Genomic DNA, 22,830 nt, shown 5'->3' on the forward strand with positions numbered 1-22,830 from the left:
CGACATTGCGAGAAAAAAACGATTAAAATTGCAATAAAAAAGCCGCCTGCTGGCGGCCTTTTAACACGTCGACTATTTACTGTACACTTGGCGCGTAAGTAAATGTAACTGGAACTGTGGCAGTTGTAGTGCCAGTATTGGTACCGGTACCCGTACCTGTTACAGTAACGGTAGTGGTTGTACCGACACACTCACCATCTACTAATGGATCATTACCTTCACAGCCTTCACCTGGCGGTGGCGGCGGCGGTGGAATTATTGGTAAAGTAGTACCGCTATTATTAGAAATAATGGCTGCAGCAACCAGCACACCTACTGCGGCGGCGCCCACTTTCTCGGCAGAAACACCACCAATAGTACTACCTGATGCACCGGCACCACCTGCCTGGTCTTGCGCAACAACTGAACCGGCGCCAAATGCCAGAGCAACCGCAGCAGCAACAACTAATTTTTTCATAGTCTGTCCCTCAATTAACAAAATAAAATTCCGATATGGCAGAAGCTTAAACTAAACACCAACGATACTCAACCGGAATTACTAAAAAATTACATTATGCAATTTGTTTCCTAACAAGGCGGGAGGCCTTGTTAGCCGTGGCTAAATTATCAAGCGCTACAGCAGCAATCTGGCTGGCATTTGCCACATCACAGGCCGCCCTTACCACTAAATCACTGGTCGCACAGCTGTAGTTAAATTCAGTAGGCGCGGTTCGAATTAACTCGATAATTTTTTCAACCGCAAATTCTTCACAGGCCTGATCTAACCTGGCCAGTAAATGGACCATTTCCGGCCAGCTCAGGAACACTTCGTCAGCCGCCATAATCCGGCTGTGATCGGTTTGCCGCACATTTTCACCAATTAACAGCTCTTCGTATAACTTCTCGCCAGGTCTGAGGCCACTGTACTGGATCTCGATATCACCATTTGGATGAATTTCATCTTTGACTTCCAGCCCCATCAGGTGAATCATTCGCCGTGCTAAATCCGCAATTTTAACCGGCTCCCCCATATCCAGTACGAATACATCACCGCCTTTGCCCATGGCACCGGCCTGAATAACCAACTGTGCGGCCTCAGGTATCGTCATAAAATAACGAATAATATCTTTATGGGTTACTGTTAACGGCCCGCCTTTACGTATTTGCTCGCGAAACAACGGTACCACCGAGCCACTGGAACCCAGCACATTACCAAACCGCACCATACAAAAGCGGGTAGTGTTCTGATGCTCGGCCAGAGCCTGCAACACCAATTCTGCCAGCCGCTTCGACGCACCCATTACATTGGTTGGCCGCACGGCTTTGTCTGTGGAAATCAGCACAAAGGTATCAACTTTGGCTTTAATCGCGGCTTCTGCAGTATACCAGGTGCCGAACACATTATTCCGTACACCTTCCACTACATTGTATTCAACCAGGGGCACATGTTTATACGCTGCAGCGTGGTATACGGTATTAACTGAGAACGTGCGCATTACCGTTTCCAGCCGGTTTTGCCGCTGCACAGTGCCCATAACTGGCACCAACTCTACCTCAAGCTCGTCACGTTTAATTAATGCCGTCAGTTCCTGCTCGATGTTATAAAGCGCAAATTCTGACAGCTCAAACAACACCAGCATGGTCGGTTCATAACGAATGATCTGGCGGCACAGCTCTGAGCCAATAGAGCCACCGGCGCCAGTTACCATTACTACTTTTTCTTTGATATCCGCATTCATTAATTTGCTTTTGGGGGCAACTGAATCCCTGCCTAGCAAATCTTCAATTTTGACGTCTTGCAACTCATCAATTCGCATCGTGCCATCAACCAGGTCGCTCATGCCGGGTATCGACTGCACCGGAATTGGTAATTCGTCCAACGCATCCAGCACCTCGCGCCGGCGTGCCCGACTGGCTGACGGTAATGCCAGTAACACTCTGCTGATATTTTTACTTTTAATAAGCGCCGTTATCTGCGACGGTGAACCAACAGGTATGCCAAGAATGGTCGAGCGCTGTAACGTGGTGTCATCATCAATAAACATGACCGGGTGATATTGCTCACCATTTAGCAGCGCATGCGCCAGTTGCCGGCCAGACGAGCCGGCACCATAAATCAGCACCCGGGTTTTATGATTATTATTGCGCTGTACCAAAAACATTCTGGCCAGTAATCGCACCCCGCCTGAGCTTATTAACGCCAGAATAGCGTAAACAAAAATCAGGTTACCTTTATCGTGCACGCCTAGTACAGCAAACGCCAGCGCCAGCACAAAAGCACTGCTGACAATGCCAGTAAGCACTGCGCCCAGCGCATGTTGCCCTATATAACGAATAACTGCCCGGTACAGGCCCAGCTTAATAAAAATAACTAAGGTAACAGGCAAGGCAACCGCAAACGATATGGCAATGTCGGCAACGCTGGCAACATCACCATTCTGGGTTAAAAAATAAGCAGAAATCAGTGCCCCAATCAAAAAAACCAGGTCAACACAAACAGAAATAAGTCGTTTTACAGAACGTGGCAGCGCCAGTAACCAAGCTAGCATTTAACACTCCCAACCCGAGGCGGCACAGCTTGTAATCCACCATAAATAATCGAAATCGAATATAACATTAGCAGTATATCTCTCATAGTTACAGGCAATTCGTTATCAACTCAATCACTTAATTTTTTTAATAACAACTTGCTGTAGCCAGTTTTTAAAATCTGCACCCAGGCTGCTATCACGTAAACCGTATTCAACAAAAGCCTGCATGTAGCCTAACTTATTGCCGCAATCGTGGCTGCGGCCAACAATATGATAAGCATTAACCGGCTGCGTCTTCATTAAAATTGCAATAGCATCGGTTAATTGTATTTCATCACCCGCTCCCAGCGGCGTGTGTTGCAATGCCGGCCAGATATCGGGAGTAAAAACATAGCGGCCAACGACGGCCAGGTTAGAAGGTGCCTCTTCCTGGCGTGGTTTTTCAACAATTGCCGTCATACCGACAGACTCACCTACCTGCAACGCATGCCCATCAACATCAGCGACACCATAACTGGAAATACTGGCCATCGGCACGGGTTCTACCATCACCTGACTGACGTTAGTAGCGGTAAAAAGCTGATTCATCTGCGCCAGATTATCCCGGCTTAAGTCGCTGTCGTAGCTGTCAATTAACACATCAGGTAACAATACGGCAAAAGGTGCATCACCTACCAGCGGCCGGGCACACAGCACAGCGTGGCCCAGACCTTTCGCCTCGCCCTGCCGTACATGCATAATGGTAACGTCCTTTGGACAAATGGCTTGTACTTCTTCCAGCAACTGGCGTTTAACCCGTTTCTCCAGCATTGACTCCAGCTCAAAGCTTTTATCAAAGTGGTTCTCAATACTGTTTTTAGACGAGTGGGTAACCAGCACGATTTCTTTGATGCCAGCAGCAATACACTCCTGCACCACGTATTGAATTAACGGCTTATCAACCACTGGCAGCATTTCCTTTGGAATAGCCTTAGTGGCAGGCAGCATTCTGGTGCCTAAACCCGCTACTGGAATAACTGCTTTTGTTACTTTCATCAAAACTCCAAACTTAAAATTCGTGACGCGCGACTTCGCTGTTTGAACTGCCGTGACTCGCGACTATGTCGCTAGTGACGAGCTGCCAAAGGCAGCAGTGACCGGCCAAAAGGGCCTGGTGACCTTAGGCAGAGCCTACAAGTTACCGCTTACGAAGTAAGCTCGTCACCGTTGCCACAGGCAACTAGTCACGGCTTGCACAGCAAGCTAGTCACCGCCGTCTAATCGCTACCAAACAAATCCCGGGTATAAACCTTGTCCGTTACATCAGCCAGCACATCACTTTGCCGGTTAGCAACAATAACATCAGAAATCCGCTTAAATTCAGCCAGGTCTTTAATCACCCGGCTATGATAAAACTCCGACTCATTAAGTTCAGGCTCGTAAACCACTACCTCAATGCCTTTAGCTTTGATGCGTTTCATGATGCCTTGAATCGCGGAAGCCCGGAAATTATCGGAGCCAGACTTCATCACCAACCGGTAAACGCCGACAACTTGCGGTTTACGTTTCAGAATGGCGTCGGCAATATAATCTTTACGGGTACGGTTGGCTTCAACAATCGCCTGAATCATGTTATTTGGTACATCTTTATAATTTGCCAGCAGCTGTTTAGTATCTTTGGGTAAACAATAACCACCATAACCAAAACTCGGGTTGTTGTAATGCTTGCCAATGCGCGGATCCAGACCAACGCCTTCTATAATTTGCCGGCTGTTTAAGCTATGGCTTTCAGCATAACTGTCTAATTCATTAAAGTAGGCGACCCGCATCGCCAGATACGTATTTGAAAACAGCTTAATGGCTTCGGCTTCAGTGCTGTCGGTAAATAATACCGGTACATCCTGCTTTACCGCGCCTTGTTGCAGCATAAAAGCAAATTGTTCTGCCCGGACACTTTGTTCACCGACGATAATTCTGCTCGGATGCAAATTATCATACAGGGCGCGGCCTTCACGCAGAAATTCAGGTGAAAACAGCAGGTTGCTGGTGCCAAATTTCTCACGGGCGCTGGCGGTATAACCTACCGGCACCGTCGATTTTATTATCATTACTGCAGCCGGGTTTATGTTCATGACGTCAGTAATTACCGCTTCAACACTCTTGGTATTAAAATAGTTTGTTTCCGGATCGTAGTCGGTCGGCGTAGCAATGATAACAAAATTAGCATCGGCATAAGCCTGTTGCTTATCAAGGGTGGCAGTAAAATTCAGTGACTTATTGGCCAGGAAATCCGAAATTTCATTATCTTCAATAGGCGATTTCCGGGCATTTAACAGCGTCACTTTTTCCGGCACTATATCAATTGCCGTTACCGCATTGTGCTGCGCCAGCAGCATCGCATTCGATAACCCTACATAGCCGGTTCCGGCAATAGCGACTTTTAACATTGTCATCAATGTCCTTATTCCAGTTAACCAGCAGCATCAGATTCGGTGCCGGCTACTTAAATTCTATACACAGTAAAAATAGCCGGCGATAATAGCATTTATCCCAAATTCTGGAAATGTATTATGCTGCAATGTACCTGCATGGCTGTATCACAAACCGTGTGTGTGCCATTAGTAAGCGAATACCAAAAAGCAAATAGTAATAAGCAAATAGCCCGCAAACATTAATAATGCGGTCATATTTGCAGCACCAGCCTGAACTTCTGCTTAATCTGACAACCGGCTTTACCTGCAGCCGCAGCTTAGTTAGCTGGCTGGCGAAGCTGTGTCTGGCAAAGAATTCCGCGCTGCTGTAATAGGCTGATAACCTGTCTGGCGGCCTGCTCAATGCTCAGCGCTGCAGTTTGCAGGTGAATATCTGGCGAGGTGGGGGCTTCATAGGGTGAGCTGATACCGGTAAAGTGGGCAATTTCACCGGCCCGGGCCTTTTTATACAGGCCTTTCGGGTCGCGTTGCTCGCAAATGCTCAGCGGGGTATCAACAAATACTTCGATAAAGGCGCTTCCGGCCAGCGCTTTGGCCTGGGCCCGGTCGGCGATAAACGGCGAAATAAAAGCAGTACCGACTATCAAACCGGCATCCAGCATCAGCCGGCTGACTTCGGTAATCCGGCGGATATTTTCAACCCGCGAGGCATCATCAAAGCCTAAGTCACCATTCAGGCCATGACGGACATTGTCGCCATCCAGCAAATAGGTGTGACAGCCGAGATCAAACAACAGCCGGTCTACCGCATTGGCAATGGTCGACTTGCCCGAACCCGACAAGCCGGTGTACCACAATAGACAAGGCTGGTGGCCATTACGGTGCTGCCGCTCAGTATGGCTGACAGCGGCATTATGCCAGACAATATTTCTACTCATCTGTTAAATCCATCATAAAGTCCATCATTAAATCAGGCGATATACCTGCTGCACCTGAGCCTTAAAAAAGAAATAATCTTAAAAAGGAAATACCAGCGGAATTAGCAGCACACTCAGCACCACATAAGTCAGTGCCACCGGTCCGCCCACCAGCATAAAATGCTTTAATTTATATCTGCTGGCATTAAACACCATTAAATTCGTCTGATAACCATAGGGGGTAACAAAGCTGGCAGAAGCGGCAAACGCCACCCCCATTACCATTGGCATAATGTCCACGCCCATACCCTTGGCCAGGCTGTATGCCACCGGAAACATTAACGCTGCCGCCGCATTATTGGTAATAATTTCAGTTAACAGATAAGTCAGCAGGAATATACCAATAAAGGTCACCATCGGTGCCTGGCCCGCCAGGGCACTGGCAGCAAAATCGCTGATGGCCTGCGCCAGACCGGTATGGCTCATGGCACTGGCGATACATAGCGCGCTGGTAACAATCAGCCATATTTCTACCGGGAAACGGCGTTTAATCTCGTTAATGGTTAAACAACCACTAAACAACAGCGCAGCCAGTAAATAAATAGCCGCCAGCAATAACGAGGTACCGGTAAACACGGTACCGGCGATCATCGCCACAAAGCCCCACCAGGTTAAACGCTCGCGCCAGCCACTTAGCATATGCTCGGGCTCAATGCCCGATAACAGGTAAAAGTTCTTACTAATGTTGTGCCGGCTGGCGAAGTCCGGGCCGGTGGCCAGCAATAAAAAATCCCCGGCTTTCAGCTCAATTTCACCTAATTTACCGTTAACCCGCTCGCCTTCACGCCGCACCGCCACCACGGCCGCATCAAACCGGGCCCGAAAGCCAGTTCTCTTCAGGGTTTTACCGGTTAAAACCGACTCTTCCTTAATAATCACTTCCGTCAGGTTCTGGGTTGCCAGGCCATTTTCATCGGCAAACAAACTAATACCGGCAAACTGCTTCAGCACATTAACCTTATGCACATTGCCGGTAAATATCAGTTTATCGCCGGCTTTCAGCACATCATAACGGGCCACCGGCCGGATCACTTCGCTGTCGCGAACAATCTCGGTTAAAAACAACTCATCTAAATGGCGCAGCCCTGCTTGCTCAATACTCTGGCCTATTAGTGGCGAGTCGGCATTCAGTTTCGCTTCCAGCAGGTACTCGGTAATGGCCACATCCTGGGTTTTTTCATCCGGCAGGGCATAGCTCATAATAAACAGCACCAGGCTGCCCCCGGCCAGCACGCCCATGCCGACTAAGGTAAAATCAAAAAAGGCAAAGCCGGCTTCCCCGGCCTCAACCAGCATCGAATTAACAATTAAGTTAGTTGAGGTACCAATTAAGGTCAGGGTGCCGCCCATAATGGCGGCATAGGATAGCGGAATAAGTAACTTGGTTGGCGCCACTTTTTTATTGGCCCGCACCGCGTTTAGCATGGCGGCCACCACAGCAGTATTGTTTAATACCGATGACGCCAGGGCAGAGAAACCAATGGTGCGCCAGATTGAACCCGGCACCGAGCGTGTGAATAAAAAACGCGATAAGCGCCTGAGCAAACTGGTTTTTTCCAGCGAAAACGAAATAAGCACCAGTAGCACCAGCGTAGCAAGCCCGGGGTTAGCGGCATTACGCAGCAATACCGCGCTGTCAATAAAGCCCAGCGCCAGCAATGCCAGTAACATAGCAGCGAAAATGCCAGCCGAATGCGCCGAATAGCGAACCAGTGCTGCCACCAGCAGCACTAACATCACTACCAGCACAATGGCCGGCAGGCTCATTTACGGCCTTTTTGCGACAATTCCGGAAAGTGCTTACGCAGCAGCTGAATAAATTCCAGCTCAAAGCTGCTTAAACCGGTTATTTCCTGCTCTTGCTGTGGCTCGGGTTGCGCAGCCAGTGCCGCATCAACCATGCCGGCTGCAACCGTCAGGTTGGTTAAGCGATCAATAATAATAAAAGCACCAGTTTGCTTATTTTTTAAATAAGCATCAAAGGCGACGGCCTCGGTCAGGTTAATATCAACCAGACCAATTTCGTTTAAGCCCAGATTTTGGGCATCGCGCTCTTCCAGGGTGTTCACGTCAATCCGGTGGTGCAATTTAGCCACTTCACCACTTACCAGTTTGCAGGCAAACTTAAAGTAGTAATCGCGTTCGGTTTTCATTGGCTGCTCATGCATCCAAATCACCTTGGCCCGCAGCCGTGATGACACGTGCGCCAACACGTCTTTTTTCACCAGCATATTGCCGCGGCTGATATCAATTTCATCGTTCAGAGTCAGCGTTACGGCCTGCGGTGCGTGCGCCTCTGCCAGCTCTCCGTCAAAGGTAACAATCGACTTTACCGTTGAGATCGTGCCGGCTGGCAGTACCCGAATGGTATCGCCAACTGCAACCGTACCGGCAGCAATAGTGCCGGCAAAGCCGCGGAAGTCCGAGTTAGGCCGGCTGACCAGTTGCACCGGAAAGCGAAATTCCGGACTATCAGCCGAAGCGCTTATTTCCATGGTTTCCAGATATTGCATTAAGGTGGAACCGCGGAACCAGCTCAGTTTTTCACTGGGGTTAACCACGTTATCGCCTTCCAGCGCCGAAATAGGCACAAAACGAATATCCGGAATATCTAACGAGCCGGCCAGAGTTAAATACTCTTCCTGAATTTCTTTATAGCGGCTCTGCGAATAATCAACCAGGTCCATTTTGTTAATAGCGACGATGACATGCTTAATGCCCAACAACGAGCAAATAAAACTATGGCGACGGGTCTGGGTTTGCACGCCTTTGCGGGCATCCACCAGAATAATCGCCACATCACAGGTTGAGGCACCGGTCGCCATATTACGGGTGTACTGCTCGTGACCCGGAGTATCGGCAATAATAAACTTACGTTTATCTGTCGAGAAATAGCGATAGGCCACATCGATAGTAATGCCCTGCTCGCGCTCTGACTGCAGGCCATCTACCAATAGTGCCAGGTCGACTTTATTGCCCTGGGTACCCGATTTTTTACTATCTTCTGTTATGGCCGCCAGCTGATCTTCAAAAATCATTTTGCTGTCGTGCAGCAAACGGCCAATCAGCGTGCTTTTACCATCATCGACACTGCCGCAGGTAATAAAGCGCAGCAGCTGTTTATTCTCGTGTTGGTTTAAATACGTTAAAATATCTTGTTCAATTTTAACATGTCAGCATAATGCTGCAACTGATAACGCTCAGCTAGTGCCTGAGCATCGTCGGCAGGTTTAGCACAATCGGGGCATAACCGGCGTACCAGTCGCTGGGCAACGATAGACACTAAGGCGGCATTGAGTAAAAACTCTTCTACACCAAGGTCTAACAAACGGGTATAAGCACTGGGTGCGTCATTAGTATGTACAGTAGAAAACACCAGGTGGCCGGTAAGGGCCGACTGCATGGCAATGCCCGCTGTTTCTTTATCACGAATTTCGCCCAACATAATAATATCCGGGTCTTGCCGCACAATACTGCGTAAGCCTGCAGCAAAATCAAAACCGATATCGGCTTGTACCTGCACCTGATTAATGCCATCGAGCTGATATTCAACCGGATCTTCCAGGGTGATTATTTTTACCCCGGGTGTATTTAACTTGTTAAGAAAGGTATAAAGACTGGTCGTTTTACCTGAACCTGTAGGGCCGGTAAGCAATACAACGCCTGCCGTTGTTTTAATATCCTGCAGAATTTTTGCTTCGATATCGGCTGCAATGCCCAGCACTTCCATATCGTATCGAATGGCGTCTTTACGCAGAAAACGCATTACCACACTTTCACCGTCATTCAGGGGTAATGCCGACACCCGGATATCCAACTCAATTCCACCAATCCGCATTTCAATTTTGCCATCTTGCGGCCGGCGTTTTTCGGCAATATCCATGTTACTGAGAATTTTCAAGCGGGTTGTTACCGGCAATACCAGGCCGGCTGGTATGGTATCAATATCCTGCAGCACCCCATCGATCCGAAACCTTACCTTGCCTCTCCCTTGCAACGGCTCTATATGCATATCTGACGCGCGCTGACGTAGCGCTTTGGTAATTAACGCATTTAGCAGGTTTACGGTAGGCGCTTCTGACGCCAGTTCGCGTAAACGGGCTTCTTCAATTGAGGTTAATTCGCCGACCGGCGCATTGTCGTCATGTTGCTGAGCAATTGCTGCCAGCTTATTAAACTGCTCTGGATTTGTGATAAGTAATTTGCAGTCTATCCCCAGCCCCGTGACTATTTCCTGAGCATCTTTATTCAGCGGTGCGATAGTAATAAACAGCCAGCCAGTGTCATCCACTTTGAAAGGTAACCAACCTTTCTCGGTAAGCGCGGCAACCGGCATTGCTTTTGCTTGCTCGGGTAAAACCCAATCAGAAATTTGCTCTTCATCAAGAGTGGGCAAAGATAATAGCTTTGCATATATTTCAGGCAATATTTCTGAAGACAGACTGCCCATGCTAACCAGAATCTGCTCAAGTTGACCACCATATTTACGCTGAAAAGCTGTGGCTTTCTCTACGTCAGCAGAGCTGACGTTAAAAGATTGCAGCAGCTGAGGTAAGTTGCTCATCTGTGAACGATATCCGCGTCATCACCCTCGCCACCCTGACGACCATCGCGTCCGTAAGACATAAGACTAAAGCCAATATTCCCGTCAACCTGATTGGTGTAAACATATGGATTGCCCCAGGGATCAGCTGGCACTTCTTTAGGCAAATAGGGACCATCCCAGTTTTTATTTTCACTTTTAATCAGTTCATCGAGGTTACCAGGATAACTGCCCATATCTAACCGATAGGTATTAAGCGAGGTTTCCAATAACTCCATCTGCGCTTTTGCTGTTTTGATTCTGGAAGAATCGACTTTTGAAAACATTTCCGGTGCCACTAATGACGCCAGCAAACCAACGATAACAATTACAATTAATAATTCTATCAGCGTAAAACCGCGCTTTTGCTTAAACTTCATTTATGATCCTGTGGTGTAACATAAGTTATTTCGATGCTGTCGCATCTTACCTTATGGCCCTGAACTGGACAAGTTTGTGCCTGGTCTGACAGACCTCAATCCGGCAAAATAGTTTCAAAACCGGCATCGGCTATCCGCTTTTGCCAGCGCCAGGCTTGCCGGGTTTGCTCACTGATATCAGCTGCTTGTGGCTGAGGCCAGGCGGTAAGCTGTTGCAAGTCATGAAACGGCAATGGGTTTTGCGTTAAAAAATGGCTTACCCAACTGTTTTTATTACCAATAACCGGCAAGCCACAGGCGGCATACTCCAAAAGCTTGGTAGAGGTTTGTAAGTTGTATGGATACACATCCGGCACGTAGTTCAGGCCAAACCGCGCCTGATTCAGCAGCTGCGGGATCTGGCTGTTAGCTACCGGCCCCGTAAACCGGACCCCGGCATAGCGCTGATAACGTTGCTGCAAATAAGCCGAAGGCTGACCAACCAGCCAGATGCTGGCGTGAGGTTGTAGCTTTAACACAACATCCAGCGCCTTTTCCAGCTGGCGGCTTTTATCCATTGAGCCGACGTAGATCAGATCACATTTTTTCTCAATACCGGCCTGCGGTCTAAAGTGGTTTGCTATACCCATATCGCGAAAGCGCTCTGGCACACCATCATTAAATTGCAGCAGCTCGGATTGCTTTTTATTCTGAAATACCCGCAAATGCGGCCTGCTATTTAGCCGTCGTTTTAGCTGGTCTTTAATCCGGGCCAACGGTGGGGTTGATAACGAGGCGTATTCATGGACAATAAACTGGCCAGGCTTGGGTTGGTAGCGGCAAAACCCCATAAAAAACCAGACAATATCATAGCCGGACAAATCAGCAGCCGGACTACTGACCTCTACCTGGTAGAGGGGGCGGAAATAATCGGCGTAAGCCTGTAACTCTGGCAGCTGGGCTTTAGATTGATGGACAAAGCAAAGTGACTTCACTGCGGGGAACCTTTGCTGAAAAAAATCAAACTCCAGGCCCGGCGCATAATCAGGTTTTTTAATACCCGCAACTGTTGCGTCAGCGGTAATTGGAAAACAGCCCGCCACGGCAGCGGCTGATTATTATGTAGCGCTGAATTCACCTGATGGCTGGCCAGCTGAGCGGCGCTCATAAACTCACCATGTTTCTTTAATAACAGCTGATAACCCTGTTCGCGTTTTGCTGACGCCGAAATCCGCTCGAATTGATGGTCATGGTGCAAAATATAGCTGCAACTGCCTATTCGGTAGCCACTGCCAAACACTGCTGAGAGCCTTAACCAGGTGTCGTAATCCTGGCAACTGGGCATGGCCGGATCAAAGCCATTAATCGCCCGCAAAGAGCTGGTCAGGGTAAAAATCTGATTACCGACGAGATTGGCATACAACAGCTGCTGATAACTGATGGCTCTGGCGCGCTTGGCAAAGCTGAACCGGCGTTGTTGCTCATTAATAACGGTATAACCCGTAGATAAAAACGCGCAGCCAGGATGGCTGTACCACTGTTGCACCAGTTCAGTTATCCGCCCGGGTTCAAATTCATCGTCATCATCCAGACCGGTAATAAATTCGCCATTAGCCATTTCAATAGCAGTATTCCTGGCCACTGGCGCACCACTGGCCACTGCAAGATGCAGATACTTTATTTGCGGATACTGCTGCAACAATTGCTGGTTTTGCTGTTTATGCTCCGGGCCTGAACTATCGTCAACCACAATAATTTCCAGCCGCAGGTAAGTTTGCGCTACACAGCTACCAACCGCCCGGGCTAGCAGCTCGGGGCGATTATGGGTTGCAATATATACCGTAACTAACGGCAACTGCTCTGGCAATGCCATGTATTAATCTACCGCTCTGAATAACAGGTTGTGTCTTAGCATTGATAGTAATCGCGATACCAGTTTACGAACTGCTGCATGCCCTGCGCTATTGGCATTGCCGGTTTAAACCCAACTGCGGCTTGTAAATCGTCAATATCGGCATAGGTGGCAGGTACATCACCATCCTGCATTGGGTAATACTCTTTAATCGCCGTTTTACCGGTAGCTTTTTCGATGGCTTCGATAAAGGTCATCAGTTTTACTGGCTGGTTATTGCCAATATTAAATATTTTATAGGGAGCAAAACTGGCCGAGGCATCACTACTTTGCCACTCTGGGTTAGCGACAGGTGGTTTATCCTGAATGCGCAGTATTCCCTCTACTATGTCATCAATATAGGTGAAGTCGCGCATCATCTGGCCATGATTAAACACTTTAATTGGCTGGTCAGCCAGAATGGCTTTGGTAAACAAAAAAGGTGCCATATCGGGCCGGCCCCAGGGGCCGTAAACAGTAAAAAAGCGCAGCCCGGTAGTGGGAATACCATATAAATGGCTGTAAGTATGGGCCATTAGTTCATTGGTTTTTTTGGTTGCGGCATAAAGCGAAACCGGGTGGTCAACTCTGTCGGTCGTGCTAAAGGGCATTTTGCTGTTCATGCCGTATACCGAGCTGGACGAGGCATAAACCAGATGCTCAATTTTATGCTGACGGCAGCCTTCCAGGATGGTCAGGGTGCCAATAACGTTGCTATCGGCATACGCCATCGGGTTTTCCAGCGAATACCTGACACCTGCCTGTGCGCCCAAATGAATAACCCGTTGAAATTGCCCGGCGGCAAATAAATCGGCTACGCCCGCACGGTCTGCCAAATCCAGCTGGACAAAATTAAACCCCGTTTGCGCCTGCAGTGGTGCCAGGCGATCACGTTTTAGCTGCACGTCGTAATAGTCGTTTAAGTTGTCAATGCCGGTTACGTTGTGGCCAGCGCTAAGCAAGCGTGCACAAACAAAAGAACCAATAAAACCTGCGGCACCTGTTACCAAATAATTCATCTACGTTTTCCAAATAAATTGTGGTTAATCTTTTTTAACTCTGTCGCCGCTGCCCTTGCCGGCGACTGTCATAAAAATATATTTAAAATAAGCGCCAATGCTCAAATTCTCTAACATTATAGCGTCGGTTTTTGCCAGCAATTGCGGGGTCGACATATCAATATCATTTACCTGTGCCAGGCCGGTAATACCGGGTCGGGCATTTAGCACCCCACGCTGTTCGCGCTCATCTATCAGCTCTTGCTGGTTAAATAAACATGGCCTTGGCCCCACCAGGCTCATATCACCCAAAAGTACATTCCACAACTGCGGCAGTTCATCCAGTTTGGTTTTACGTAAAAAACCTCCAAAAGGCGTTATAGCACTGGCACTGGCTAAATGACTGGCAACATGTGCGGTATCCGGCTTCATGGTACGAAATTTAACCAGGGTGAAAGGCGCTTTATTTCTGCCAACCCTGACCTGACGAAATATCGGCGAACCGTTATCAAACAAACCAATGAGAGTAAGGATGACCAGCACCGGAAAGCCAAACACCAGGCCGCACAGGGCAAAAATAATATCTAATAACCGAATTAACATAGTTCCTCAATAAAAATAGGGCAACGAATGACTAGTTAGCTTGGCGAACAGTAACTAGCTTCAGCTTTTAATCGTTTTTATCACTTAATAACATTGCAGCGTCAAGACAGATAAATATTTTTATGTTCTTGGACTACAAATTTTAGATCAAAATTGTTCTCGGCATATACCCGCCCAGCGCGCCCAAACTCAGCACATTTTTCAGGTTCATCTAATAAGAAAAGGATTTTCTCGACTAACATCTCGACCTGCTTAACCGGCACTAAAAAGCCCGTTTTGTTATTAATTACCGCGTCCTCACAGCCCGGGACGTCAGTAGTAATTATGGCCCGGCCAACCGCAGCAGCTTCGATTAACGCTTTAGGAAATCCCTCCCTATAAGAAGGAAGAACAACAAATTCAGATGATTTAATAACACTGTAAATATCGCTCTGAAAGCCCAAAAATTTAATACCTTCTATCGCTGACCACTGATCTACATCCTGCTTTGTTAATGAAGAAGGATTCGCAGGATCTATGTCGCCAGCTAACCAAAACTCCGCATCATTTCTTACCTGCAAAACCAATTTAGCGGCATGTAGAAATTCAAATACACCTTTTTCTCTAAGTAACCTTGCCGATAGTAGGATGGCTCTTTTTTCTGTAACGGGCATAGGAGACAACGCAAATTTATCTAAATCAACACCAGAACCTCTTATTAGTCGTGTTCTAGACTCAGGTATAATTTTACGCTCTACAAAAAAGCTTCTGTCGTGTTTATTTTGAAAAATTGCCGTAAGGTTTTTATTCCCCAATGACATTTTATAAAGCTGGATAGAAATAAATCTTAGTACACTGTTTTTAACACTGTCTGTTGTAAAAACAGACCCTAAACCAGCAATTGCAACTACTACTTTTGGAGTGCCGAGCAGTCTTGCCGCTAGGCCACCGTATAATACAGGTTTTACCGTAATGCAATGGACGATATCAGGCTTTAATTGCTTAACCAATCTTAAAACACTTATTAGTCCTAAAAGTTCTTTAAATGGATTAGTCCTACCCCTTTCAATATCCACAAAATGAAAATGAAAACCTAACTTATAAAGGTGCTCTGTTGACTCGTGCTTAACAGAGGCTATGTGGATTTCATATCCTTCTTGTGCCAGGCTTTGTGCCAAAGCAACCCTATGGGATAAAAAATAATCTGGTCGATTTACAATATACAAGGCTTTTAACATGCACTTAGAACCCAATCCAATAACTGTTAGTCAGTTCGATGACTTTCATTTTCAAAGCAACGCGCAATGCCTTGCTCTAAAGTCAAAGGAGGACTCCAACCTAAAACTTGTTTAGTATGTGCAATATCCACTTGAAGCGAATCGCACAATTTTGTCGCCATACTTTTCTTTCCCAAGCACGCAGCAAAGAATTTTAAGAAACTAACTGGTACAGGCAACAAAAGCGCCCCTTTACCACTTGCGTTAGCAACCAGCCGCACCAATTCAGTTGTAGAGACGTCATGATCGTCGCTGACCATAAAGGTTTGACTTTTTGCATTCGGGTGGCTGATACAGGTCTGAATTAAATCCACAAGATTATCCAGCGACACTAAACTGCGCTTATTGTTTATTGCACCCAACGGCATAGGCAACCGCTTTTGAGCAAGTTTAAAAAGATGACCAAAGTTGCCTTTTGCATTTAGTCCATAAACTAAGGGTGGTCTGATAATGACTAGCTCAGTATTCGCGTTAGAGAGCAGCGCTTTTAAACCGGTTTCTGCTTCAAACTTCGAAATAGCATAGTCCTCAGTTGGGTTAGGTTTATCAGTCACAGTAAAGGGCTTAGTGTTGCTGATGCCATTTACACCGATTGAGCTGATAAATATGAATCTTTTGACGTTGCTGGCAATAGCCTGTCGGGCTAAAGCTAACGTGGCCTCTACATTAACAGCACGAAAACGCTCAAGAGATTCTTTGTGGTTGTCACTCACGCTATGTACTCGCGCTGCACAGTGAATCACCACATCAATGCCTTTTAGCGCCAAAGACCAATCAGGGGTATTTTCAATAGATTCTATCTGAAACAACGTCACGCCAGGTGCAAAATTATTTTCATTATTCCGCGATACTACGGTTAGATTGGATGAACCTGCAGCCAGCAGTTGCTCAACCAGCTTGCTACCAATAAAACCACTGGCACCGGTAATTAAGATATTATTCATTCAAACAGTTCTGCTTAAAAGTTTTTGGTACATGGAAAGATAATCCGTTGAAATTTTAACGATATTAAAGCGCTTCTCGGCCAACACTCGACCTTGCGTGCCAAAGTTATGTCTTAAGTTGGCATTCCTGGCAAGCTGCAACATCGCCTCTGCCAAGGCATCAACATGACCTGGTGGCACCAGCAAACCGGTTTTCCCAGGTATAATAACATGACGACATCCCGGGACATCTGTGGTAATAACAGCTCTGCCGCATGCTGCCGCTTCCATCAGTACTTTGGGTAAGCCTTCTCGGTATGACGGTAAGACCACAATATTACTATTTGATAAAACATCGGCCATATCAGATCGGAACCCGTGGAATATAACATTTTTCTCTATGGCTAGTTTATCAATTTCATGTTGTGTTACTGATGCAGGGTTAACAAAGTCAGGAGTACCGACAACCCAAAACGAGACAGAGTCACCACATTGCGGCTTAAGCATTTTAGCCGCAGCCACAAACTCAAAAAAACCTTTGTCTTTCAGAAGCCGAGCGGCGAATGTTATTACTACTGGATTTTCGGGCTCTGGCTTATGGCTGAAATTGGTTAAATCAACCCCGGCGCCATTAACAACCTGTGCCTGCTCAGGTTTAACAATATTGCCTTGTAAAAAAACAGCCCTGTCAGATTCATTTTCAAATGTTATAAAAATATTCTTATGCCGAAATACAGCCTTATAAAGCTTCACCACTATACTACGCAATATTTTGATTTTCTTACTTTCGTTGATAAATACAAAACCTAAACCAGTTATGCCCACAACAACCGCGGGTACTTTTGCCAACCTTGCAGCTATTCCGCCATAAATAACCGGCTTGATAGTCATTAAGTGCACAATGTCCGGCTTTAGGCTTTTAATCAGCCTAAAAATACGTATAGCGACAACTATCTCAGTTAATGGATTTGTTCCGCTACGATTAATAGGGATCTCATGACAGGTAAACCCTTCTGCCAGCATAACGTCTGTTTTTTGAGTAACAGTAGTAGCAATATGAACATCGTAACCATCGAGCTTTGCAGCCCTTGCCAAAGGTAGCCAGTGAGATATAAAAAACCAATCGACGTTGACAATATAGAGAAGGCGCTTTTTTGGCGTGGTCATAGAGCATTCCAAACATGCCGCACAAAAAAGCAAGAAAAATAATAGCTTAATCCAATATAGATAAGCAAATATTGCAATTGAAAATTATCAAGTATCGGGCCACACATATTAGTAAGAACCCGACCATATTGCAGTAAATCGCTTGATCATCTTGCTGACATCAAATTCTTGCGTTACCCAAAACCTTGAATCATGTCCTAGTTTTAACCATGACGCTTTATCTGTAGAGCGTTTAAACATTGTTTCCATTGCTGCACACAGCTGCTGAATATTTTCTGGCTGCGTGACTATGCCAAACTCGCCTACTATGACAGCGGCATCACCAACATCGGTAACAATAACCGGCGTTTCACACGCCATCGCTTCAACAACAACGTTAGGAAAGGCCTCTCCATAAGAGCTGGACATAACATGCAAATCAATTCCACTCATAACTTTTGGAATATCGTCAGACTCACCGTAAAATATTACCTTGCGCTCTATTCCGAGGCTGGTAGCCAGATTTAGCAGCGTAGTATTATCTCTAGTCATATCTTTGCCAACAAGTAACAAGTATACGTTGTCTTTATCTACAGCAAAGTTTGAGAAGGCTTTAAGCAAACTGGTATGGTCCTTCTGCGGGTGCCACCTGGCAACGTTACCAACAATAAAATCATGGTCTAGTTTCCCCAACTCACCTCTTAGGCTATGCCTCTTATCCAAACTAAAACTAAGCTTTTCAAAGTTATAACCATTTGCTACAAACTCAAAAGCGCTCGCTTTGTAGCCTTTCTCAATATGAATAAGTTTGGCATTTTCAGAGCAGCAGATAATCTTGCGCGGCACAAACAAAGACAAAAAGGCGCAAACTTTTACAATCAGTCGAATGGCAAGCGGAGTTACCGCTTTTTCGAATGATGAATGACGTATCGACCAAAAAACATTTCTCTTTGCAAACAACATAGCATAAATAGAAAGCATTAAATCGGCGTGATACATCCAGGATTGCAAAGCCATAGGCTTAACCTCACGCTCTACACGCCTTAGAACCATTAGGCCCTTTATAAAACTGCCGATACCTTTAATGTCAAGACAATAAACCTCAACACCTATGTCTTCTAATTTACTGAAATATTTACCACCAGACTTCATTGAAACAACGATATGCCGTAACTCTTTATCGTTGTCGATTAGTCTGAAAAGAGCGCCCTCTGCACCCCCGTTTCCAAGACCAGTTATTACATGAACAACAGTTTTCATAATTCCCTAATTCCGTAACCCATAAGAGGCAATTGAGATTTAATAAGCCACAGCAAAACCGTATAAAACATCAACGACATATAAAAAGCTACTTTTCGCCAGCGCGTCAGCGAAATTGAAGCAAGAAATAGCAAGACAATAGTACTTTCAAATATTCGGCCCGATACCGGCAGCAAAAAGTAACAGGATACGTAAAACATAAGGGTACCTATTACAAAGCTGTTATTTCGCAAAAAACTCTTGCCCTGCATCAGGAAAATAAGCAGAACAAAAACCCAGAAAATAAACCCCAGCCCTGACACATCATACTGAACATATGACTCGCTCTCGGCCTGCCTGGCTCCAAGAATAGCCGCCAGCGAAAAAACCGTGCCTCCCACAGCCACACCCAACATCGAAAAACTAACAATTTTCAAATCGGGGGCAAATCGCAAGGTACTCAGCACGTTAGATACTATCAATATAAACAGCACGAAAAAAAAGCTTGAGTGAACAAATGGCGCTATCCCAAAAAGGAACATTTTCAGCAGTGGTCGCTGGCAAAACCAGGCGTAGAGAAAAATAGATATCGCTACGCCTTGCCGCAGGTGGATAATATGGTTTTTAATAACCTGCGGCATTAGCAAAACCAGGATCAGAAAAAAGAAGTACTTTTTATTAAATCGCAGTACCAAATAGGCCACCGTAAAAGCGGGCAAGCCAATCAGTATTCTTACTGTCGTTTCAGGACTAAAAACCGAACTTAAAATAATATTTAAACCAAGCCAGACCGGTTCATTCATCAATGCAGTCAATAACCCATCGGCAGCATGCCTTGCAGCAACAACAATAGAGAATTCGGCAAATGTCAGATAGTTCTCTCTGTCCATGAAGATATCCATGGGAAAAGATGCAAGTATGCCGGCATAAAGCAATGCCAAAATTAAGCAGTATAATTTATATCTTGCTGATGCAGCAGGCAGTGTATCGCCCCAGAATACAAGCGTGTTTTTATTGAGCACCTTCATCAGACATCACCCACAGCAAACACTGCAGCCGCACTGATACAAACATCAAAAAAGTATAAAGACAAAAATGCTGAGGTATGCTCAGAAAACATAAAATGAGGTGCCAGGTTGTATTCTGCCGGGTTCATTTAGTTACTCTCGCTGGCCACTAAGAAACGATTGCCACGCTGCGAGAATGTTCTGGCGCGAGAAGGGTTCTGCGGTTTGTTTGACAGCATCATGATCCCATTCTGTTAAGGCTGCAGATTTCATAGCGTCAGCAATCGAATCGACCGTTCTATCTTCAACAAGATAACCATTAACGCCATTCACAACAATTTCGTCTGGGCCTGAAGGACAATTAACAGACACCACTGGTGTACCAAGTGTAATAGATTCAACCAGTACATTTGGGAAACCCTCATATAACGAGGTAAGCAAGGTGAATTTCGCTGAGCTGAAGTAGTGCACAGTATCGGCCTGAAACCCTACGAAGTTAACTTTATCAGCCAAAGACAAATCTTGTACCAGTTGCTTTAAATCCTTCTCTAAACTACCCTGACCAGCAATTATCAGACGGTAATCCGGATACTCTGTTGCAAATACAGCAAACGCTGTAATTGCCAGGTCAAAAGACTTTTGTGGCTCTAATCGACCAATGCAGAGAATATCAGTAGAGGTATTTCTGCGGCCAATTCCGTTACCTTGTGCCTGCTTTTCTACTATCTCATTTACCGGATTGTATATAACGCTTGTACGAGAACTAGCCAAGCCAAGCGTATTAAGTAAATCTTTCCGCATCCCCTCACACTGATTGATAACATGGTCTACCTTGCAGTAAAGACGCTGCACCAGTGCGCGCAATGCTCTTTTTTTAGCTGAAGGTGACTTTGTATTCAGGCTGGCAGAAACCGTATTAATATTTCTGGCGATCAACTGAAACTTAAAACCCAGAAATGGCCTTATTAATACCAAAATAATGGCTAACTCATAGTTGAAAACCACTACCCGCTCAGGCTTGGTTTTTCTCAAATGCTTTATTAGCGGTAAAAAAGAGTACCGCGCATTACTTACATTTAATGAAGTTAACTTAACATTTGAAGACAACCTGTCCTGATAGACTGCCCGACGTAAATTGAGCACCAACAACTCAATGTCTAAGCCAAGGTCGGCAAGACCGCTTGCTACTGTAGTGCAAACGCCCTCAGCCCCCCCACCGCCAAGTGTACTGATTACAAATACTATTTTGTTTGAACTACCCATTTAAATATTTGTTCCTATTCGCCCAAGCTGACAACAAATATACGCGATATATCAACTTTCCAGACAAATCGGCATATTTATGTTTGCTTTGCATAATAGTTTTTAAACGAGCAATAACTTTCGCTAACCCAGGCTCATGCCAGAGCTTGCAATCATTCATCTCCGAAACAATGTCATCCCAATTCCGCACTACTATAGCGCTGGAATCATAAGTCCACCCCATTTTCCCTATAGCGTCAGAATCGAGCCCGATCCGATCCTTTAGAATTTTACGTAGGATTAATTTATTATTAAGTTCATTTCGGTCAAACAGATAATTTTCTGGCATTTTAGCAAAATAACTGGCTATCTTGGGGTCTGCAAATGGCAAGATCAATTTTGAATCTATAACATCCACAAAGTTATGTAACTTCCTAATCATTCTTTCTGTAATTGTTCTTGTTGAATATATATCCGACTTAAAGTCAAAAATATCCCAGTGTTTTCTCAACTCCGACTCTCTGGACCAGTACGGATAAACAGAAATGGAAGCTGGATAAATTTCTAAACTATCCCGCAAAGATAAGCCTGATTTTCCAAACCATTCTGCTGGCGTTCGTAGTAATGAAGTAATCTTACTGCTTGAGGAAATATGATTACGCATAAAGCTAGCTTTAGATGTTAATTTGGAATAAGGAAGACTCGATCTTTGCCTTTTGTTAGGAGGTGACATCATATGGCTATCATTACCATCTCCAAAAATAAGATTTGAATTAATTAATTCCGGCTCCTGAAAAGCATATAGAGGATAAGCAAGTGTGACGTTGTCGACACAAGGAAACGGCGCGTTAATAAAATAGTCATCTATCGCTTGATGATGTTGCGCATTAAGCAGATCGATTTCATGTAGTACTCGATGTTCGAAACCTAATTCCCCGGCAATTCTGGCGCTAATTTCACTTTCATCTGATGCACCTTTTGATTTATGGGTGATCAAAGTTACTTTTTTCTGCCATCCTGCTTCTGCGAGGGCAAGTGCAATGGCATTACTGTCTTTGCCGGCACTGTGGAACAGAAAACTCGGTTTAGAATCATCAATGCGAGAAATAGTTGCTTCGGCCAACATTTTAAGAATTAAATCTTCATCGGGTTCCATTTCGTTTGCCGATAATCGATTGGCATTCATAAACGGGAATTCGTGGCTAAAAATAACCTGCACCTTACCGTTTTGCGTATTAACTTGTGCTTTATCACCAATACTAACAATATAAATATCTTGATAAGCTGTTTTTGGCGGTGGCACCACTCCACTTTGTAATAAAAATGACAGCCCCTCTTCCGACACTTTTAATGGCTTTGGTACTCGCGCATCGTTTAGCAAGGCTGTTATTGATTTAGAAAAAAACAAAGTCGATTTATCTTGCGGCCAATAAAGATAGAGCGGAAACTCACCAGCCAAATCCGACTCAAGAGCAAACTGTGGTTGGTTTGGCATATATTGATTAACCATATTTATTATCCTGTGCAGTTATGTTCTGCCAAATCTTAAAGTATTGTTGGACTACTTTCTTATATCCACGGACTTCTGCCGCGAATTTTCGAGATTCATAGCCAATATCAGTTATTTTGAACTTGTTATCGAGCTAAGCCTGAGTAATTTCCAATCCCTGAATGCAATGCAGTCAA

Annotated in this window: 21 protein-coding genes; all 21 read right to left on the reverse strand. The window is 45.5% G+C overall.

The features are described 5' to 3' along the window. Window positions 1-76: 76 nt before the first annotated feature. The 21 genes from CRO03_RS08680 to CRO03_RS08775 all read right to left on the reverse strand — a co-directional run bounded on the left by CRO03_RS08680 (window position 77) and on the right by CRO03_RS08775 (window position 22,654). Window positions 77-457, reverse strand: coding sequence for a hypothetical protein (locus tag CRO03_RS08680; protein WP_097111219.1), 381 nt, complete (start codon window positions 455-457; stop codon window positions 77-79). 94 nt (window positions 458-551) lie between these two features. Continuing rightward, entirely contained in the window at window positions 552-2,528 is a 1,977-nt protein-coding gene (locus CRO03_RS08685) for a polysaccharide biosynthesis protein (RefSeq protein ID WP_097111220.1), read from the reverse strand. Between the two features lie 114 nt (window positions 2,529-2,642). Then, on the reverse strand, window positions 2,643-3,545 hold the full coding sequence (gene galU / locus CRO03_RS08690; RefSeq protein WP_097111221.1) for a UTP--glucose-1-phosphate uridylyltransferase GalU: 903 nt from the start codon (window positions 3,543-3,545) through the stop codon (window positions 2,643-2,645). A gap of 221 nt (window positions 3,546-3,766) precedes the next feature. Then, on the reverse strand, window positions 3,767-4,936 hold the full coding sequence (locus CRO03_RS08695; protein ID WP_097111222.1) for a nucleotide sugar dehydrogenase: 1,170 nt from the start codon (window positions 4,934-4,936) through the stop codon (window positions 3,767-3,769). Between the two features lie 302 nt (window positions 4,937-5,238). Beyond that, complete coding sequence (gene cysC / locus CRO03_RS08700; protein ID WP_097111223.1) at window positions 5,239-5,859, reverse strand: adenylyl-sulfate kinase; 621 nt, start codon at window positions 5,857-5,859, stop codon at window positions 5,239-5,241. 78 nt (window positions 5,860-5,937) lie between these two features. Beyond that, window positions 5,938-7,665: an SLC13 family permease gene (locus tag CRO03_RS08705; protein ID WP_097111224.1), complete on the reverse strand. Its 1,728-nt coding sequence runs from the start codon at window positions 7,663-7,665 to the stop codon at window positions 5,938-5,940. Further along, window positions 7,662-9,062 carry a sulfate adenylyltransferase subunit CysN gene (gene cysN / locus CRO03_RS08710; protein ID WP_097111225.1) on the reverse strand — a complete coding sequence of 467 codons (1,401 nt, stop codon included), beginning with the start codon at window positions 9,060-9,062 and terminating at the stop codon, window positions 7,662-7,664. Before cysN ends, CRO03_RS08705 begins: the two co-directional genes overlap by 4 nt. Next, the gene (locus CRO03_RS08715) at window positions 9,044-10,462 is read right to left on the reverse strand and encodes a GspE/PulE family protein (RefSeq protein ID WP_245861551.1); all 1,419 of its coding nucleotides are present in this window, start codon (window positions 10,460-10,462) and stop codon (window positions 9,044-9,046) included. The genes cysN and CRO03_RS08715 overlap by 19 nt, the downstream gene beginning before the upstream one ends. After that, window positions 10,459-10,860, reverse strand: a complete 402-nt coding sequence (gene gspG / locus CRO03_RS08720) for a type II secretion system major pseudopilin GspG (RefSeq protein WP_097111226.1) — start codon at window positions 10,858-10,860, stop codon at window positions 10,459-10,461. Before gspG ends, CRO03_RS08715 begins: the two co-directional genes overlap by 4 nt. Before the next feature lie 95 nt (window positions 10,861-10,955). After that, the gene (locus tag CRO03_RS08725) at window positions 10,956-11,834 is read right to left on the reverse strand and encodes a glycosyltransferase family protein (RefSeq protein WP_097111227.1); all 879 of its coding nucleotides are present in this window, start codon (window positions 11,832-11,834) and stop codon (window positions 10,956-10,958) included. Next, on the reverse strand, window positions 11,831-12,712 hold the full coding sequence (locus CRO03_RS08730) for a glycosyltransferase (protein ID WP_097111228.1): 882 nt from the start codon (window positions 12,710-12,712) through the stop codon (window positions 11,831-11,833). The genes CRO03_RS08725 and CRO03_RS08730 overlap by 4 nt, the downstream gene beginning before the upstream one ends. A 35-nt stretch (window positions 12,713-12,747) precedes the next feature. Continuing rightward, window positions 12,748-13,749 (reverse strand): NAD-dependent epimerase, encoded by a 1,002-nt coding sequence (locus CRO03_RS08735; protein ID WP_097111229.1) that lies wholly within the window; start codon window positions 13,747-13,749, stop codon window positions 12,748-12,750. 24 nt (window positions 13,750-13,773) lie between these two features. Continuing rightward, window positions 13,774-14,331 carry a sugar transferase gene (locus CRO03_RS08740; RefSeq protein ID WP_097111230.1) on the reverse strand — a complete coding sequence of 186 codons (558 nt, stop codon included), beginning with the start codon at window positions 14,329-14,331 and terminating at the stop codon, window positions 13,774-13,776. A 101-nt stretch (window positions 14,332-14,432) separates the two neighbouring features. Continuing rightward, window positions 14,433-15,548, reverse strand: coding sequence for a glycosyltransferase family 4 protein (locus tag CRO03_RS08745; RefSeq protein ID WP_097111231.1), 1,116 nt, complete (start codon window positions 15,546-15,548; stop codon window positions 14,433-14,435). Between the two features lie 26 nt (window positions 15,549-15,574). Next, window positions 15,575-16,531: a UDP-glucose 4-epimerase family protein gene (locus CRO03_RS08750; protein ID WP_097111232.1), complete on the reverse strand. Its 957-nt coding sequence runs from the start codon at window positions 16,529-16,531 to the stop codon at window positions 15,575-15,577. Further along, entirely contained in the window at window positions 16,532-17,677 is a 1,146-nt protein-coding gene (locus tag CRO03_RS08755; RefSeq protein ID WP_097111233.1) for a glycosyltransferase family 4 protein, read from the reverse strand. 108 nt (window positions 17,678-17,785) lie between these two features. Beyond that, a complete protein-coding gene (locus CRO03_RS08760; protein WP_097111234.1) occupies window positions 17,786-18,916 on the reverse strand; it encodes a glycosyltransferase in 1,131 nt (376 codons plus the stop codon). Then, window positions 18,913-19,923 (reverse strand): EpsG family protein, encoded by a 1,011-nt coding sequence (locus CRO03_RS08765; protein WP_097111235.1) that lies wholly within the window; start codon window positions 19,921-19,923, stop codon window positions 18,913-18,915. The genes CRO03_RS08760 and CRO03_RS08765 overlap by 4 nt, the downstream gene beginning before the upstream one ends. Beyond that, window positions 19,923-20,051 carry a hypothetical protein gene (locus CRO03_RS18615; protein WP_281256382.1) on the reverse strand — a complete coding sequence of 43 codons (129 nt, stop codon included), beginning with the start codon at window positions 20,049-20,051 and terminating at the stop codon, window positions 19,923-19,925. Before CRO03_RS18615 ends, CRO03_RS08765 begins: the two co-directional genes overlap by 1 nt. Before the next feature lie 4 nt (window positions 20,052-20,055). Then, the gene (locus tag CRO03_RS08770) at window positions 20,056-21,165 is read right to left on the reverse strand and encodes a glycosyltransferase (protein WP_097111236.1); all 1,110 of its coding nucleotides are present in this window, start codon (window positions 21,163-21,165) and stop codon (window positions 20,056-20,058) included. Continuing rightward, window positions 21,158-22,654, reverse strand: coding sequence for a hypothetical protein (locus CRO03_RS08775; RefSeq protein ID WP_097111237.1), 1,497 nt, complete (start codon window positions 22,652-22,654; stop codon window positions 21,158-21,160). Before CRO03_RS08775 ends, CRO03_RS08770 begins: the two co-directional genes overlap by 8 nt. Window positions 22,655-22,830 lie beyond the last annotated feature (176 nt).

Source organism: Arsukibacterium tuosuense, from assembly GCF_900215315.1.
In the GTDB taxonomy this organism is placed as follows: Bacteria; Pseudomonadota; Gammaproteobacteria; order Enterobacterales; family Alteromonadaceae; genus Alishewanella; species Alishewanella tuosuense.